Genomic DNA, 17,186 nt, shown 5'->3' on the forward strand with positions numbered 1-17,186 from the left:
CGCCCTTGCGGGCATTCTACGTCCATTCGGGCGGCTGACAACCGTTTATGCCGTTTCAAACGTTCCTTTCACGCAGGCTTTGCCGTCTTTAACCATCAGTTTGCCGCGGGCGTATACCTGTTCAATGCGCAGTTCTGGCGTCATGACCAGTAAGTCTGCGTCATTGCCTGGCAGAATTTCGCCTTTCCCGCTCAGGTTAAGGAAACCGGCTACGCTACTGGTGAGCGGGCGCAGGGCATCGCTGATACTGAAATCATAGTCTTTGACCAGAACCTGCACGGTTTCCAGCAACGTTTCAAAACCTGCAACACCGATATGGGTTAAATTCCCTTCGTCATCGAAGAACGGCTGGCTACCGTTGCCGTCAGAGCTGAGGGTGACGCGTGCCAGCGGAATACCGGCCTGAACGGCGCGGGCAATACCTTCGGCAGGGGCGACTGGTTCGTCAATGCTGCTGGTGATGTCGATGGTACCGCCTTTGCGCGCAAACTCCAGCGCCTGTTCAAACAACGGTACGTTGCGGTTAACGTGGGTCGGCAGCAACTTATTGATGGGAACATCGCAGTTTTCCAGCAGGTCATAGATAGGCTGCAATGCCTTTTTGCTGTCGCCCATGTGGAACACAGTGACGCCAGGCTTACCGCCGAGCAAACCGCCAACGCGGGATTCCGCCGCCATATTGGCCAGGTGATAAACGTCCGGTGCGGCAGAGCGGTGATCAGAGATAGCGCATTTCACGCCAATCACGCGATCGATAATTGCCACGTCTTTTTCCACGGAACCTGTAATGGTGCGGGAAGGTACATGATAAGCGCCGGTCAGCATCCAGGCGCTGATGCCTTCCTCATTGAGCGCACGGGTCTTGGCGAGCAGGGATTCCGGGTGGCGAGAGACAGAGTCGGTGCCCAGCAGTCCAACCACTGACGTGACGCCCGCTTCTGTCAGACGACTTAACGCCACTTCCGGCGTACGCGTAGTGGGGCCAGCTTCTCCGCCACCGCCAATCAAATGGACGTGTTGATCAATAAAACCAGGGCAGAGGATCTGCCCGCGGAGATCGACGACCATGCAGTCAGGTACGATGTCAGAAGGGATATTGCTGGCAACTGCGATAATTTTGCCGTTAGCGACGAGGACATCGCAAATTCCCCGATCTTCCGGCGCATACAAATGCGCTCCCTGCAGCAGGGTAAAACCGGCTGCGGAATAATCAATCATGATAACTCCTTGTTAAACAATAAGCTGCATAACCCAGATCGACAGCAATGCGTTAATGACGCAGACCGTAATGATGTGCGGGTAATATTTGGCATTCACTTCGGCTGTCCCCAGGCAGCGACCGACATTTTGCACCGGGTTGCCCATTAAATACATTGCAGGCAGTAAAACAGTGACATCGTGGCCGGTTAATGCGCCGGCGGTTGCCAGACTGGCGGCAACACCGACTGCGCCGCCCATACTCATTAATGCGGCTAAAAGGACGGTTGCCGCTTCACCGGGCAATCCCCACAGCGCCATTACGGGTTCACAGATATGCCCCACCCAGTCGAGCAGGCCGGTAATTTTCAGCGCCTGAATGATGACAAATGCCATCACCACGTTCGGCAGCAGGTTGGTGGTGGCGATAGTAAAGCCACGGCGTGCGCCATCGATAAACATATCCATGACATTTTTGCGGACCTGAGTTGTCATGCTTGCGCTCCTTGCGTTGGGTTGCGACGTTCTTCGAAGTTAAGCCAGACGCGCAAAATGTTGGCTCCGACAAATTTAAACACCAGGATGACGGCTAAAGGTACGATTACGGACGTGCCCAGAAAGGCAAACACCGCGACGCCGGAAGAGAAGTAGTTGGTGATGATGGCGCTACCGCTGGTTTGATATGCGGCGAAAATCACTTTATCGCGTTCGGTAATTTCACCTTCCTGCGCCAGCTCTTTGGTCATACCGGCGGCGGCATCGGTGTTTTGTAGGTTAGCGATCAGCGCCAGCGAGCAGATTCCTGGAATGCCCAACAATGGTTTTAGCACAGGTGTCATTAACTGCTGCGCGGCGCGTAATCCACCAAGACCATCGGTAATTGAAATAATCCCCAGAGAGAGAATGACTGATGGTGCCAGCTCCAGCGCAAAGAGAAAGCCATCTTTAGCCCCCGCGCCACCCGCTCCGCGAAACGAGGTGGTGGCTCCGTTCGCACCAGGCAGTTGCCCAAACGATCCGTTCAGAACGGAAAAATCAAAAACGCGCCACCAGCTGTCTGTCCCGGAAAAAACACCGGAAAAAAAGATTATGGTAAGAAAAAAAGCCAGATACCCTTTAATGCCCACTTTTTCTGTCGCCAGCTCCCCGGCTACAGCATCCCCTTGTTGTGTCATAACAATCCCCATTGTTTTTTTGTGTTTGTGTGTTGCTTGAGCCAGGAAAATTCCTGGAGCTGAAAAACCTTATCAGCCATGTGGGTATGGGGAAAATGCAAGTATGTTTCTGGCTATGCGTTTTTTGCATAGCGGAAAAATTACGCTGTTTGAACAAGATGCTGCGAAGGATTTCGTTGCAGAAAATTCATAAATCCAGTGACAATGACGTGAGTAAATAAAAACGGAAAATCCAGGGACGAAAACGCGATGGTAAAGTACAACGAAAAAGAGCTGGCGGATACAAGCAAGTTTTTAAGTTTTGTTCTCCGACATAAACCGGAGGCGATTGGTATCGTACTTGACCGTGAAGGATGGGCGGATATTGATAAGCTCATACTTTGTGCACAAAAAGCAGGTAAGCGGTTAACCCGTGCATTACTGGATACCGTTGTCGCCACCAGCGATAAAAAGCGTTTTAGTTATTCCAGTGATAGTAGGTGCATTCGCGCGGTTCAGGGGCATTCGACTTCGCAGGTCGCCATTGCCTTTGCCGAAAAAACACCGCCACAGTTTCTCTACCACGGTACGGCAAGCCGCTTTCTTGACGAGATAAAAAAACAAGGGCTGATTCCAGGAGAGCGTCATTACGTGCATCTCTCTGCTGATGAAGCAACGGCACGCAAAGTGGGAGCAAGACACGGATTGCCGGTTATTTTAACCGTCAAAGCACAGGAAATGGCGAAACGAGGCATCCCTTTCTGGCAAGCGGAAAACGGGGTCTGGCTGACATCAACGGTTGCTGTTGAGTTTCTTGAGTGCCCGAAGAAAAGAGCTGATTAATGTTTGCTCGTGCCAGATGCGGCATAAACGCCTTGCGCTCCCTACAAAAGCATAAAAATTCAATATATTAGAGAGATAGTGTAAGCCTGATAAGCGTAGCGCATCAGGCAATTTGGCTTTTGTCATGAGTCTGAAAGGATACCCTCGCAAAAGGGTATCCTTTAATAACTACTTCAGAAATTAAAGTGATTTACGGCAGGCAGTTAGTTGAGCGCTGGAATCTGCGTCGCTTCCAATCCTGCCCGTCAGCATCTGCACATAGACGTGTCTATTGTAATCATCCTGTTGATTGGTCCAGTAAGCACCCGCGGTAAATTGCGAATCACTGGAAAACTCCCCAACGTTCCCCCACTCACCATATAGCGATCCCAACGTGCGTTTGTTTTCGCCAGACGTTAAATGTGCGACGCCAGGAAGATTATATCCATCACTTTTCGCGTTGCAGAACGCATTGGCAGTTAGCCAGATATTGGTTTGATTCCCATGATTCACCCACCAGCCTTTCAGCTTAATTAATGTCTGGTAGGTTGTACCTCCTTGTCTGGGAACAGCGCTTATTACGACTGAAGTTTGGTCGCCGGTATTTGTGAAAGAAACTTTACCTGAAGCATCGACAGACACCCAACTCTGTGAACTTGTGAACATATAATCACTAACGGTTTTACCCGCTTCAAAGTTGTCATCATTAAGTGTGTAGTACGCCCCTATAAAACCTTCACTGGGGAATGTAGCCGTTGTGAAGGTATGGTTGTTGACTGTTACATGACCGTGCATGTCTTTTATTGAGCGGACAAGATCCAGTGATATGCTTAAGTTTGCTTGATGAACACCGTTCAGCATAGGAATGAGAGTCGCTCTGCCCTCTACGCCGCCAGTGACAGTGACGGTGTACTCGCCATAATTTCTTTGGCTGTAATCAATATTGCTCAACTTCAGGAGGTTCACGTAGGCACCTGACTGGACAAATTCCAGATGATCAGACGTCACTATCGGGTTACCGTACTTGTCTTGCAATATTAACGTAAGTGTCGCGCTCTCCTGGAAGTCAGCCATAAAAGAGCTAACGCTAGATTTCAATGTTGATTTACTTTCATCTGCCGTACCAGGAATCAATGTAATGGCTGCGGATTTGTGGACTGTGCCAGGGACCTGAACATTGACAATTAGAGCTTCTGCCAATGTACCTGTTATTGTCGCCGTGACTTGCCCGGACTGATCGGTACGCGTAGTTGGATTATTAATCACCGGGCTGCCTTTGGTGTCTAAGCTGTAACTAACGTCGACACCTTCAACCGGGAATCCATAATCATCTTCTACTCGTGAAGTGATGGTGCTGCTATCAACCCCGTCGGCGATTATGGTGTCAGGAGAAGCCACTACACTCACAACATGTGCCGTTGTAGCATCAGCCTTAACCGCAACCGTCACCTGGCTCTGAACGGGAACGTCTTTGCCCATTGTGGCCGTAACGGTATATACATTGACTTTGTCACTGGTCAGCGTCACTTTGGCCTGACCTGACTGATCAGTCAGGATTTCCCCTGTATTGCTTAGCGTTGCACCATCAGGTGTTACGCTAAAGGTGATAATTTGCCCCGGCATCAATTCACCCTGAATATTTCTTGCCGTTGCGGTCAGTGTAATACCTTCACTGTTATGGACCGTGGTTTCTGGCTTCGATGATGTTAACTCGAGTTTGCCCTTTGCCACACTCACGTCAACTTTACGACTACTGTTATTGTCCAGCGATGCTGTCACCTGATAGACCCCAGGCTGGGTGCTGATAAGGTTAACGTACGCATAGCCGTTATTATCGGTGTAAGCCGTATCGTCTATCGTAATGTTAGCGGTTGGCAGCGCACTTAATCTGACGCGTTGACCGGCTATGACGTTATTAAACGCATCCTGTACGTGTATTCGTAGCGTGATGTTTTCGCCAACCATTATCGTTTTTTCGGCTCCGGTTATACTTATTATCTTCGCCGAACTTTCATCCGGGAGCACTGATAAACTAAACGTTTTATTATCGGATGATTGCGCTTTCCGGCTCACCACTACGTTATGTTGTCCGGCAATATTGCTGGTCATTATTACCGTCGCTTGACCCTGCGTATTGGTGGTGACTTCTGTTCCGCTTAGTGTGACATCGTTACTCTGGAAAGTGACCTGTTGGTCTTTAAGCGGATTTTGGTAAGCGTCCAGGATCGTTGCTGTCAGGGTACTCCCCGTACTGTTGCCAGCAACTATGGTATATAATGAGGCAGTCAGCGGCTGGAGCTGCGCGCTGCTTGTATCCCCAATAAAATAGACTAGCTGATTAGCACTGGTATTATTTCTGCTCAGTGTCGCCGTCACTGTAAACTCACCCGCTTTTGTGCCTCGCAATGTGACCACGGCATTGCCGTTTGAATCGGTGCGAGCGGTGTCACTACTTAGCGTGAAGTTCCCTGTCATAGATGCTGGCAAGGTAAATTTCACATCCTCATCCGGTAGTGAGTGTCCATAAACATCTTTCACACTGGCAGTCAGGGTAACGGTATCTGTATTGTTAGCAATCGTACTGCCCGATCCGGCATTCAAAATAATTACCGATTGTTCCCTGTTTGGGACCACGGTAACCGTAACCGACTGGTGAATATTTTTATCCGCCTCAAGCGAGGCATCGACGGTATAGTTACCTGCTTTTGAACTGGTCAGGTGCACCCGCGCAATCCCGGACTGGTCAGTTGTGGCGGTCGTGTTGTCCAGTTGCGAGTCAGTTGGTGCCACAAAATTCACTTTCATATCTTTTAACGGGTTGTTATGAAAGTCTGTGACGGTGGCGGTCAGGGTACTACCCTGGCTATTACCAGCACTAATGGTATCTGGCGCGGCAACCAGTTGTTTGAGTTTTGGCGTATTCGAATCGCTAACAAATTTCGCAGTTACCCGTTGAGTAGAACCATTTGGCAGCGTAGCGCTAATCGTATTTTCTTCCGCAACCTGACTTATCATGTTGATTGTGGCAACACCATGTGCATCAGTATTTTGCTGCGTCGGTTCTACAAATTCCGCGCTTCCTTTCTCATTCTTAAAGGTGACCTGATGATTTCTCAGGGGATTATCACTCTCATCAGTGACGTTAATAGTGATGGTATTAAACGTCTTTTTATCGGCGTAAACGTCATTATTCGTTGCGGATAATGTGGCGACGTGAGCCTTATTCTGGTTTGCTTCGATATTATAAATATGCGATTGCAGAGGAGTATTCCAGTTGTGAAGGCTAAGTTGTGCCCTCAGGGCTGCTCCTTGCTTATGGGCCGGATAATTCGCTGCATAAACGCCCGGATGCTCTTCGTGCCAGACAACCGTGGCGCCAGGTTTGCTGTTCTCGACAGTGACGGCTTTTACCAACGCGTCTTCTTGATATTCAACCGGTTTATTTTTGTCGTCTTTCAGTTCTACCCTGACTTTGATGTCGTCTCCGGCATAATACAATATGTTATCTATGGATATTGAAGAATGGTCGCGGGATGAGACAACAGGGACGATATTAACGACGATGGATTCTTTTACCGCACTCTCACCGTTAAGTTGCGGTGTCAGTGTTACTGAACCTGAAGTCGTTCCTGCAGTCAGCATCTGTGTGTAGCTACCATCCCCGTTATCTGTCCAGTCAGACAGAGTGATATCCTGAACACCTTCACTGCGGGTTTGCAGTGCCAGCCCCGGAACCGGGGTACCGTCGGAATCGTGCGCAGTCACAGTCAATGTGGTAGTCGATTTTTTATCTGCTGCCAGGGTTAGCGGATTAACGGATAACAGAGAATCTTTCTGGCTTAATGCCGGAGCCTGGATGACGACCATGCTTTGCTCACGATGTGACAGATTACCTTTTACATCCTCAGCGGTAACGTCTATCGGCCACGTATTATCGGTTTCCGGGGTGTTAGTGAAGCGGTAACCAGGCAGCGTGACCGTGATATCTTTTCCGGAAGTGCTGACTTTTCCTCCAGCAGATTCCAGCGCAGCAGCGTCGATTTTATAGCCTTTCAGGGCATATTTGGTCTGTAGCGAGGAAACCAGCGGTTTTATTTCTCCCGATTTCCCTTTCACTGGGTCCAGCAGACTCAGGCGGATAAGCTCTTTCTTGCGGTATTCCAGAACGATGTTGTTGTTGCGATCAATCAGGTCATAACGACTACCGGCCAGACTGCGCCGTCCGGCCACTTCGTCCGGGTTAAGCTGTTTCTGCATTGAGCTGCTGGGTTGCCAGGTCAGATCAACGGCAAACCGTGAGTCATTTTCACCTTGTTTCCCCTGACGCTGTTCTGCACTGAGAGTCAGAAGCGGGAAGGGGGTATAGTTGAGGCCTGCGGTAATAGCATGGGGATTACTTTGACGATCATTCTTGTCAAACAGCGCCACTTCATCGCCATAGTATTGTTCATAGACCAGTTTTCCACCCAGATGCGGCCAGGCAGGTAACCAGCCTTCTGCGCGTAAATCCCAGCCGTTAGCCGGGCGGGCTTCGTAGTCATTATCCAATTCTGGTGCGCTACGCCAGCCGGTCAGGCCGATATAAGCATTGCTGCTCAACTTCAGATAGTCACGCCAGTATTCTGCGCCAAGTCCCGCGCGGGAGTGATAGCGGCTCAGGTCGTGATCAAAAAACAGGTTGATGCCTGACATCCAACTGGGGGTGAAGTAACGCCAGCCTAAACCGGTGTTGATCTGGGTGCGATCGTCCGTTCGGTGAAGAGTATGCTGGCTGAAGAGCAGATAATCGGGTGTGTCATACCATGGATGCAGGAAGTCGAATTCCGAATTTTTCAGGCTAAAATCTTCATCCACGCCCAGAGAGATTTTCGCGGTGCCAAAGTCATTTAACCAATCAGTCATCGTGCCAGAGGCTTCTGAAGACGCCCAACCACGCGCCATGCTGCTCGCCTGCTCACTATTCATATCTTGTGAAAGCAGAGTGCCAACTCGCTGTGAAGTACTGGCTATTTGATTCTCCAGAGTGTTTTCGGCATTCGCCGGTGATACGGCATTTTGTAGCTCATGACTTCTCTGCGAGGTTGTTGCCGGAACATCCAGTTCTTCACCCTGACGCACGTTATCAAAGCCGCGGGCAAAAGTACGAAACTGATTAAGACGACGAAGCTCTTCCAGTGAAATACCAAACCGGTCAGCAACACTTTGCGCTGATTCCAGCGCGCCAAGCGTGTAAGGTACGGTTTTATTTTCTGTAAGAGGGGGAGGAGATGAAACTGTCATCTGGGGTTTAGCGTGTACCACATTTTGTGCAGTCACCATGACGGGGAAAAAAATTTGTGTGAATAAACAAACTCCGGCGGCCAGGCGGCGTATTTTGTCACCCAGACCGCATAAAGAGTTTTGATCATTATTTTTTATTTGCTGCGCATTTGTCGAAGCCATAGTGACCTTCCGTGAAAAAACAGAATTAAACGTGTTTTTTCTAGCACGGAGGTATAAAACGATCCTGACTATAATATGACCAGAAATAATGAATTAGCCGTAAATTTGCTAAACCATGAATAATAGTGGCGGTGGCTGAGCACCGCCAAAGAACAAGGGGGTTTTAGTTATTTTACGTGCTGTACTGAAAAGTTAAATTCATTAAATCAACTAAGAGTAATTCGTATGTATTTTGAATATTTGCATCCCGCAGATTAACGCTGCGATAAATAGCGCAGCTGCGCCACAGAGCGTGGCACTGGCGAGCGCCGACGTTCCGTTGCCGAGCATGCTGGTCAGCACCGGGCCAAGAATTTGCCCGATACCATAAATGAGTGTCACAAAGCCCAAAAGGTTAAGATTTCCCGGCACGCTAAGCTGGCGGGCGATGGTCATCACCAGCGAGGTCGTCCCCATAAAGGTGCCGCCAAAACCAATACTGCTGATGATGAGTAATAAAGGAGAGCTACTGGCGAGGGTTAACAGCACGCAGACAGCCTGCACCAGCAAATTTGCGGTCAGGCAAGGTAATGCTCCCCACCGTTTGGCTGCCCATAGCCAGCCAAAACAACCTGGGACAATCGACAAGCCAACCAGTGTCCAAAGGTGAGCCGTCAGCACAGGCTGGCCCGCGTCTTTCGCCATGAGCGGCAGGTAGGTGGCGACGATGATATAACCAAAACCCGCCAGACCATACAAAATCGCCAGTAACCACCAGCTCATGGGTTGTTGCGCGATTTTTGCCAATGGCGCTGGCGCGATAATATGTTTCTTCGACGGAATGAGCAGCGCCAGAACAAGCAATATTATGGCAGAAAGTGCCCCGGCACCTTGCCACAACGTTTGTGAAGAGAGGGAAAAATGCAGGCCTGCCAGTACATATTCATTACCCAGAGCAATACCGACGCCAACGCCAGAAAATAGCGCCGCAAGAACAAAGGGATGGCGGGTATGTTGCATGATAAGCGTCGAGCCGAAAATCAACATCCCGGCGCTGGCGACCCCTGCCAGAAAGCGAATGATGAAAACCAGAAGAAACGGCGGCAACCACGCCATCGCGAGGATTAATAATCCAGTTGCGAGGGCGGAAGTTAACAGGAATGGGCGCAGGCGTGAGGGCAAATGAAACGCGCCGAATGAAAACAGCAGGCTCCCCGCCAGATACCCGGCATAGTTACCACTGGCGATCCACGAGAGTTCGCTAAAGGAAAACTCGCCTTCCGCTAGCATGACTGGCAGCATAGGCGTATAGAGAAAGCGGCCTAAACCCATACCTAAGGTCAGAACCAGCATCCCGAATAACGCGGTGCTGAAAGAAAAACGTTCTACAGGATGCGATGTCGAATTCATGTTCTGCCTGATTTGTATTAATTGAGTTAACAATTTAATAACAAAAAAGGCGAGCCTGCCAGACTGTTATTGTGATTTTGTCGACGTAAAGCGATAAAAAAGATTGGGTTCGCCAACGATATAGATGTTGCCACTGGCATCCATCGCTATCCCTTCCGCCTGCTTGATATTGTGTGAAAGGCCATACCTGCCTTTGGTTAACGACATTTCGCCGATAACGTCACCTGTCACGGTCACTTCCTGCAGGGCGCGTGACTCATGTGACAACACCAGCAACGTATTTTTTTGTGGGTTAAATTCCGCGCCAGAAACATCATCCAAAGTAAACTGACGCTGCAACGCTTTATCTTTGCTGATATGCAACTCATCGCTACGCAATAGCCCGGTAACTTTGTAGACCTCTATCGGATTTTTCTCTTTAAAAAACCAGAAGGTATGGTCCTGAGAGGAATAAGCCAGCCCTTCAAAGCCACAGTTGGTTGGCGTTTCCTGCAATGGGATTTTAATTTTTTTGAGGATGCTCACTTCCGAATCAGCGTTAAGTGAAATCACATAAATGGCATAATCACGTTCATCACTGATGACAAATTTATTATCACCAATGTATTCAATCGTCTCGAGATCCTTAACGAAATCGAGCGGAATGGTGCGGATCAGATCGCCCTCGGTCGTCATTTCAACGATGGTTGCAGGTTTGTTGATAGTGCTAAACAAGGTATTGCTCTGCGCAGACCAGGTCAGTGAGGAGATATTTTTAGTTACTCCTGTAATCTCTTTACCATCGATAGTGGCCTGATAATTCTGAAACCCTGCGACATGCTGGCTTTTACGGACGCAGGATTGCACAAAAAACAGGCTTACCGCCACGATGGCGCAAAGAAAAACGATAAAGGTGATGCGCTTTTTCAACTTGTTGCTCCTTATTATTGCTTTTTTCTCGTCAAATTCAGTGCGACAGATAAGGAGTATACGGATGAAGCTTAATGAATTCTTAACGCGGGGCGATGAAATAGTAAACGCCGCAGGGGAGTTGCGGCGTTTGTCTTTGGATGGCGGAACATTTTCAGCTTACATCGACTGATAAATGCGCCTCATCCATGAATGATAGATGAGGCGGTTAACAATTTATATCCTCTGCCATACTCACTCTGTTTGGGTGATTATTGAACTATTCGTCAACTATATACGTTGGCTGATAAGACGTTAAACCCGGAATGGAAAAACTGCTATTCACTTCTTTCTTTAAACGGGCTTGATTAAAACTGTTACTGTCCTGTTGCTCGGTACTGTTCTTGTCTTGTTTATCGGTACTGTCATTGGCTTTTTTATCGATATTATCATTGTAAAGATATGCACTCTTAAGAGAAACATTATTCACTTTGGCATTGAAAAAACAGGCATTTTTAAAAATTGTATCTATAAATATCGTATTGAACAACCATGCATGGTTAAATAGAATATTAGAACCTTCTGTACCAGTGAAATTAGTATTGTTAAATGTTGCAGCAGAAAAGTTTGTATTAAACAGTTTGCATTTTGTTAAATTAGCGTTTGTAAAATTGGTAAACATGCAGACAGTACCAGTAAGATCATATTCTGAAAGATCTTTATCCGATAGATCGGAATAATTTAGTATTGCTCCAGTAAGAATTACTTTAGGTGTACCAGGTATTCGAGGTGTTGCAGGTATTTTAGGTGCTCCAGGTATTTCAGGTATTTTAGAAGTATCAGATGTTGCAGATGTTGCAGATGTTGCAGATGTTTCATATAGAATGACTGATGTGAAATCTATGTGTTCAAGATAAGCATTACTAAGGTCACTTCCAGTAAAATTAACGCCAGTGAGAACTTTTCCGCTGAAGTTACAGTTTCGTAGATTTGCGTTTTTGAAATTTACATAAGTCAAGTGGCGAACTTTACGAAAATCATTATTTTCTAATGTGGCATTTTCGAATTTTGCATTACGCAGATCACAATCTGTAAAATCCACGCCTTCACAGATCGTACCGGAGAAATCCGCTTTTCTAAGAATGCTGCCATTAAAATTGACATTCCTTAGAGCCATTTTAGACAAGTCTATGCCGGTTAAATCCATTCCCGCTAAATTCAACCCTTTGATACACCGTTGACCCGTTGAATCTTTAGGAATAGCAGTGCTAATAGTATTGATAACAACATCACCTATCGTGAAGGTCATTGTAATTTCTGCGTCAGAGATAGAGAGTTTTCGCGTAAGGCGTTCACTCTTATCTCCAGTGATACTCTTCTGAGCAACGTAAAAGCGCTCACATGTATGACAAAATCTTTTCCAGCTCTCATTTGGTGTCAGATTATTGTCCGGGAGGAAATTAGCAATGCTATAAAGATCGTTCAGGACGCTACTTCTTATTTCAGGAGAGGCGCACTCTATAATTTCAGAGGTGGATATTGTATTTTTTATTTTATCTCTATTATCCGTGAAATTTCGTGATCCTGATATATTTGGCTGCTGGTGATTTTCTCTGTAGTATTGCAGCACATTTTCCCATTGTAAGTTTGTCAACGAGATAGTTTCAGTCTCGTTATTATTATCCCGTATGGTTAATTGACTTTCTACTGGGTCAAAAGAAATCATGAAGTTATTCAGATGTCGATATTGATGAGTGGCATCTAATTTCACTTCAAATGAATTTGAACTTTTGCAGGCATGTGTTAAAAACTTATCAAAGGGAAGGTATTGCTCTTTTTCTACGTGCTGTGGGTCATTTCGCAAAACAGAGAAAATGCTCTCTTTCAAATTGTTCTTGTCAATATAGATTGGTAGTTGCGCTTTTTGTTCCATTATTTTAATAAACTGCTGCAGTTGCTCGGTTTTAACATTGCAACTATGACTTATATCTTTGTGGTAAACAGTTAATACGCTTTCATTATCATCTTGTCGATTAAATATTATTTTTAGATCGTTAATTTCAAACTCATTTAAACCATTTCTTTTGGTTTTGGCGATGATTTGTTCTGTTGTTGATGAATATCGATTTAAGGTTAATTCGAGATTGTCGGGATTAGAGATAAGGTGAATAAAAACATTCAGTACACGCTTAATAAAACCATCATTCAAATGATTTATATCATAATTAATTTGTTTTTGTATGGTTTCAATTTCCGTGTTAATGTCAAATGGTTGGTTGCTTTTTTTATGGCAAGGTTTTAGTCCCGAATACATGTCGAGTGTTGGAAGAATATCGCCGTATATGTTAAATGTGGAGCCCATATTTTTATCCTTGAATTGTGAAATGTTCTTCTAAATATAAAATAATCATGGGGGGGTAAAGATAAGCTTCACACTGAAACTTATCTTTATCATTACCACACCCGGTAATCATTTTATTTCTCTATGCATAATTATGTTTTAAGTATAATATAATGTTTATTGTATTTTAGACGCGCAATAGCAAGGTGCTATCAAAAATCGCTCATTTTGTGGATGGGAAATATTTCACAGCAGGCGAGATATTTAATACAACTTCCTTCATGCAGGATTATGTGCAGCCAAATATCCGGGCGTTATATTTAAAGATCTTATTGCCTGGTTGACGCTTCTGAGTCGTAATGCACCACGCACTGCCAGTTGCTGCCCTGCTGGCAATATATCGCTTCGGTCTGCCCAGGGATCACCCATTGTATTTCCTCGCCGGGCAGACAGGTCAGCCAAATACATAACCCGCAGCCGCCGCGTAAATCACGGGGAATATCGCTGACGCGAAAAGTCATGCCCGCTGCCTGCAACGCCTTGCGGGTTTGTATGACGCCGACCGTGGAGTGAAATAAAAATAAAAACTCTTTCATCGGCGTTTTCTCACTCGTTGACCAATTACCGCTGCGCCAATTGCGCCAGCAAATTGCGCATCAGGATGGGTATTTACCGGCATTCCCAGGTGAGTTTCCAACATCCGGGCAAACGTCTGGCAATGACTAACGCCACCAGTAAACAGAATCGGCGCTTCACAGGAGAGACGAGCAATGAAATTGGCACTCCGCCGCGCCATCGCGTTAATCACTCCAGCGAGAATCGCTTCTGGCGCGACGCCCGCTGAGCGCAGGCTGATCACTTCTGATTCGGCAAACACCGTACACATACTCGTGATGGCGTGCGGCGTGACATTTTCGGTAATGCTGTCGAGTTGCTCGACGCTGGTGCCAAGCGTGCGCGAGATCACCTCCAGGAAACGCCCGGTGCCCGCCGCGCATTTGTCATTCATCAGGAAATCGCACAGGTTACCGTCGTCATCAAGCTGAATCACTTTGCTGTCCTGACCACCGATGTCGATTACCCCGCGCGTTGCTGGCGCAAGAAAACGTGCGCCCAGCCCGTGACAGGAGATTTCCGTCACCTGTTTATCGGCAAAATCCACCAGTTGCCGCCCGTAGCCGGTGAGCGTCAGAAACGGCGTTGTTTCTAACCCTTCGCGCAGAGTTTCCCAGGCTTCAGTAATTGCTGTTGCCGGGCGAAAGGGTGTTGGAACGAGGAAACGGCGCGTAATCACGCCGTCTGCCAGTAAGATCCCTTTGGTGGCGGTTGAGCCGGAATCAATGCCAATCGAATATGCCACTGCCACTCCTTACAGCATCTCAATAAAGGCCGCGACACGGGTGCTGAGCTGCCCGACATCTGAGGTGGAGTAGTCTGTTTCAATAGCGATATAAGGAATGTTGTGCTGCTGACGCACATGACGTTTAATCGCCAGCGATTCCACCGCGTAGGTATGGCACGCCTGCAAAATCACATCAACTACGCCATCGACCTGATATTCTTCAACCATCTGGCTGAGCATTTGCAGGCGCTGATCGTTCGGCGAAACACAGGAGCAGCCAATCGCCAGATATTTATCCGCCAGCGCGTCGTAGACATCGCCCGTTTCTGCCACGCATTGCTCGGTCGCTTTCGCCCCGGTGCAGTTTTCATAACCGACAACCCAGCCGCCATTCTCTTCAATCGCGCGCACCACTTTCTCTGCTGCGCCGCCAATTGGGCAGCCGGTGATTAAAATGCGTGGACGCGGGTCCAGTCGCTGGCCTTCTTCCCACTGCTGACGAACGCGGGCGGTCATTGCATCCAGTTCATTGATCAACGCTTCTTTTTCAAAACGGAAGGTTGCGCCGTAGACCACTTTCAGAATGTCGCTGCCGCTAAGCGCTGGAGGATTTAACTGCCCAAGATGATAAAAATTGGCCAGTGCGCGACGTTCGCGGTTTTTCAACGCAATGGAGTCGCGCAATGCATCTTCGCTAATCTCGTGCCCAAAACGTTCTTCTACCGCTTTTTGTAAGCGCAGCATCTCAGCTTTCCATAATGCACGCGAGGCATCGTCCTTAATGCTGTTGGGCAATTGCATCACATGAACGGGCTTAAACTCTGCCATGTATTCATACATTTTCTTTTTGCCGTCGCAGGTGGTTTCACCCACCACCAGATCGGAAAAGTAGAAGTAGGGGCATTTATCGGTTTTGCCGAAGCCATAGCTGCTTTTAATCAGCGGGCAGAGATTGCGCGGCAGGTCTTTTTCCGCTTCTTCAATGGTTTCATCAGAGGTGGAACAGAGTGAAACCACAACCGCACCGGCTGCCATTGGGATCTCTTGCGGCATAAAAGTACAGTAGGTACCAACCAGCGGAATGCCGCGCTCCTTGAGATCCATGACGGTGAGAAAGCCTTTCTGGCGAGCTTCAGAGAACTGATCGAAAATAGCGGGTAGATCGGTGACAAGTGACATGATTTTCCTTCCCCGTACCACGGGAGATAATGAAAAGAGGCCACATTATTACCATTCTTTTAGTGTGGTTTATTTGATCTCTCTCGCGGTTAGCCACTTAGTTTTTCATGGATTTCTAAAAATTGCCGAGGGGAAACAAGGCCGGGAGCTGCGACAGCAAATATAAAATCAGCCCAATACATCCGCCAACCAGCGTACCGTTAACACGAATAAACTGCAGATCTTTGCCGATATTTAACTCGATTTGCCGCGACATATCCCTGGCATCCCAGCTTTTTACCGTATCGCTGATGTGGCGCGTCAGGAATGCGGAAAACTCAGGCGCAACGCGGTGCGCGGCTTGTTCCAGATGACTATTTAACGACGCCCGCAAGGCATCATCGGCAATTAACGTTTCGCCAAACCATTGACCCGCTCGTGCGATACGTTCTTTCACACGAGAATCTTCGCTGTTGATATCCGCTTTCAGCCATTCCCGTAAATCCCCCCACAATTCACTGAGATAGCGGTTAAAAGCTTCATCTTCTTTCAGATAGCTTTTTACGGCATCGGCTCGCGCTGCCATTTCCGGATCGTTTTTCAGCTTGTCGATCAGGGCGAAGGTGGCGCGATCAAACGCATGGCGGATCTGATGCGCACGATCGCGACTAATATCATCAAGCAAAGAATTCACCGCGTCAGAAACTAACTCCGCGCTATGTTCGCCCAGCCATTCAGTGGGCAAAATTTTGGCTTTTAGCGGATGCTCGCTCTCCAGCCAGCGAACAATTTGCTGGGCGATAAACTTGCGCGATTTATCGCGCTGAAGCAGGGCGATCAACTGTGCGATCAGCGTATCCAGCAGCACCTGATGGCGATCGTTTTTAGTCATGCTTTCCAGCATCAGTGCACTGGTGCCAGAAAGATCGACCTTATCAATCGCCCGATGGACTGCGCGCTTAAGCAGGCGTTGAATACGCGCATCATCGGTCAGTTCAAGAAAACCACTCATGATCTGCAGCAGATGTTGACCGACGCGGCGGGCGTTCTCCGGCTGACTAAACCAGTTACCGATCAATAACGCTGGTTCATGACGCCGAATCAATGCCACCAGCGACTGGGTATCGAGAAATTTTTCCTGCACGAACTGGCCGAGATTTTCACCAATCCTGTCTTTATTACGCGGGATAATCGCCGTATGACGAGAAATGATCGGAATCGGCACGCGGCGAAATAGCGCCACCACCGCAAACCAGTCAGCCAGCGCGCCGACCATCGCCGCTTCAGCAATCGCCTTCACGCCGCTCACCCAAAAATTGGGCGGCAAAAACAGCGTAACGACAAAGGTAGCAGCGGCGATAAGCAGTAAAGAGAGCGCCAACCTTTTGGCGCGTCTGAGTTCGATGAGTTTATTCATAACGTTAAGAATAGAGCCTGACGGCAGGATCGCGCA

The 17,186-nt window shown here is 47.8% G+C and carries 12 protein-coding genes; 1 reads left to right on the forward strand and 11 read right to left on the reverse strand.

Translation table 11 applies throughout. The features are described from left to right. Positions 1-45: 45 nt before the first annotated feature. From iadA to FQZ95_RS10575, 3 genes are read right to left on the reverse strand one after another with little or no spacing between them, the layout of a single operon-like run. Positions 46-1,218 (reverse strand): beta-aspartyl-peptidase, encoded by a 1,173-nt coding sequence (gene iadA / locus FQZ95_RS10565; protein WP_000568398.1) that lies wholly within the window; start codon positions 1,216-1,218, stop codon positions 46-48. 12 nt (positions 1,219-1,230) lie between these two features. Next, complete coding sequence (locus FQZ95_RS10570) at positions 1,231-1,692, reverse strand: YjiG family protein (RefSeq protein WP_000211971.1); 462 nt, start codon at positions 1,690-1,692, stop codon at positions 1,231-1,233. After that, positions 1,689-2,372 carry a nucleoside recognition domain-containing protein gene (locus FQZ95_RS10575; RefSeq protein ID WP_001295597.1) on the reverse strand — a complete coding sequence of 228 codons (684 nt, stop codon included), beginning with the start codon at positions 2,370-2,372 and terminating at the stop codon, positions 1,689-1,691. The genes FQZ95_RS10570 and FQZ95_RS10575 overlap by 4 nt, the downstream gene beginning before the upstream one ends. Before the next feature lie 249 nt (positions 2,373-2,621). Between FQZ95_RS10575 and kptA the strand changes: the two genes are divergently transcribed. Further along, positions 2,622-3,194 carry an RNA 2'-phosphotransferase gene (gene kptA, locus FQZ95_RS10580; protein ID WP_105288105.1) on the forward strand — a complete coding sequence of 191 codons (573 nt, stop codon included), beginning with the start codon at positions 2,622-2,624 and terminating at the stop codon, positions 3,192-3,194. A 180-nt stretch (positions 3,195-3,374) separates the two neighbouring features. Here kptA and iatD read toward each other — a convergent pair whose 3' ends face one another. The 8 genes from iatD to FQZ95_RS10620 all read right to left on the reverse strand — a co-directional run bounded on the left by iatD (position 3,375) and on the right by FQZ95_RS10620 (position 17,150). Further along, entirely contained in the window at positions 3,375-8,615 is a 5,241-nt protein-coding gene (gene iatD, locus FQZ95_RS10585; RefSeq protein ID WP_105288104.1) for an inverse autotransporter IatD, read from the reverse strand. A 210-nt stretch (positions 8,616-8,825) separates the two neighbouring features. After that, the gene (locus FQZ95_RS10590; protein ID WP_072651896.1) at positions 8,826-10,004 is read right to left on the reverse strand and encodes an MFS transporter; all 1,179 of its coding nucleotides are present in this window, start codon (positions 10,002-10,004) and stop codon (positions 8,826-8,828) included. A gap of 66 nt (positions 10,005-10,070) precedes the next feature. Next, positions 10,071-10,913, reverse strand: coding sequence for an SdiA-regulated domain-containing protein (locus FQZ95_RS10595; RefSeq protein WP_123057330.1), 843 nt, complete (start codon positions 10,911-10,913; stop codon positions 10,071-10,073). Between the two features lie 259 nt (positions 10,914-11,172). Next, entirely contained in the window at positions 11,173-13,254 is a 2,082-nt protein-coding gene (locus tag FQZ95_RS10600) for a pentapeptide repeat-containing protein (protein WP_160530170.1), read from the reverse strand. A gap of 308 nt (positions 13,255-13,562) precedes the next feature. Further along, positions 13,563-13,829: a DUF3343 domain-containing protein gene (locus FQZ95_RS10605; protein WP_000657672.1), complete on the reverse strand. Its 267-nt coding sequence runs from the start codon at positions 13,827-13,829 to the stop codon at positions 13,563-13,565. Next, positions 13,826-14,593, reverse strand: a complete 768-nt coding sequence (gene yjiL / locus FQZ95_RS10610) for a putative 2-hydroxyacyl-CoA dehydratase activator YjiL (protein WP_088144641.1) — start codon at positions 14,591-14,593, stop codon at positions 13,826-13,828. Before yjiL ends, FQZ95_RS10605 begins: the two co-directional genes overlap by 4 nt. A gap of 9 nt (positions 14,594-14,602) precedes the next feature. Further along, entirely contained in the window at positions 14,603-15,754 is a 1,152-nt protein-coding gene (locus tag FQZ95_RS10615) for a double-cubane-cluster-containing anaerobic reductase (RefSeq protein ID WP_105288102.1), read from the reverse strand. Positions 15,755-15,869: 115 nt separating this feature from the next. Then, complete coding sequence (locus FQZ95_RS10620) at positions 15,870-17,150, reverse strand: DUF445 domain-containing protein (RefSeq protein ID WP_001037418.1); 1,281 nt, start codon at positions 17,148-17,150, stop codon at positions 15,870-15,872. Positions 17,151-17,186 lie beyond the last annotated feature (36 nt).

This window comes from Escherichia sp. HH41S, assembly GCF_009820115.1.
Lineage (GTDB): Bacteria > Pseudomonadota > Gammaproteobacteria > Enterobacterales > Enterobacteriaceae > Escherichia > Escherichia coli_F.

Coding starts and splice junctions, on each gene's coding strand:
- kptA (WP_105288105.1), top strand. CDS start 2,622: ATGGTAAAGTACAACGAAAAAGAGCTGGCGGATACAAGCAAGTTTTTA.
- FQZ95_RS10600 (WP_160530170.1), bottom strand. CDS start 13,254: ATGGGCTCCACATTTAACATATACGGCGATATTCTTCCAACACTCGAC.
- FQZ95_RS10605 (WP_000657672.1), bottom strand. CDS start 13,829: ATGAAAGAGTTTTTATTTTTATTTCACTCCACGGTCGGCGTCATACAA.
- FQZ95_RS10570 (WP_000211971.1), bottom strand. CDS start 1,692: ATGACAACTCAGGTCCGCAAAAATGTCATGGATATGTTTATCGATGGC.
- FQZ95_RS10615 (WP_105288102.1), bottom strand. CDS start 15,754: ATGTCACTTGTCACCGATCTACCCGCTATTTTCGATCAGTTCTCTGAA.
- FQZ95_RS10590 (WP_072651896.1), bottom strand. CDS start 10,004: ATGAATTCGACATCGCATCCTGTAGAACGTTTTTCTTTCAGCACCGCG.
- iatD (WP_105288104.1), bottom strand. CDS start 8,615: ATGGCTTCGACAAATGCGCAGCAAATAAAAAATAATGATCAAAACTCT.
- FQZ95_RS10620 (WP_001037418.1), bottom strand. CDS start 17,150: ATGAATAAACTCATCGAACTCAGACGCGCCAAAAGGTTGGCGCTCTCT.
- iadA (WP_000568398.1), bottom strand. CDS start 1,218: ATGATTGATTATTCCGCAGCCGGTTTTACCCTGCTGCAGGGAGCGCAT.
- FQZ95_RS10575 (WP_001295597.1), bottom strand. CDS start 2,372: ATGACACAACAAGGGGATGCTGTAGCCGGGGAGCTGGCGACAGAAAAA.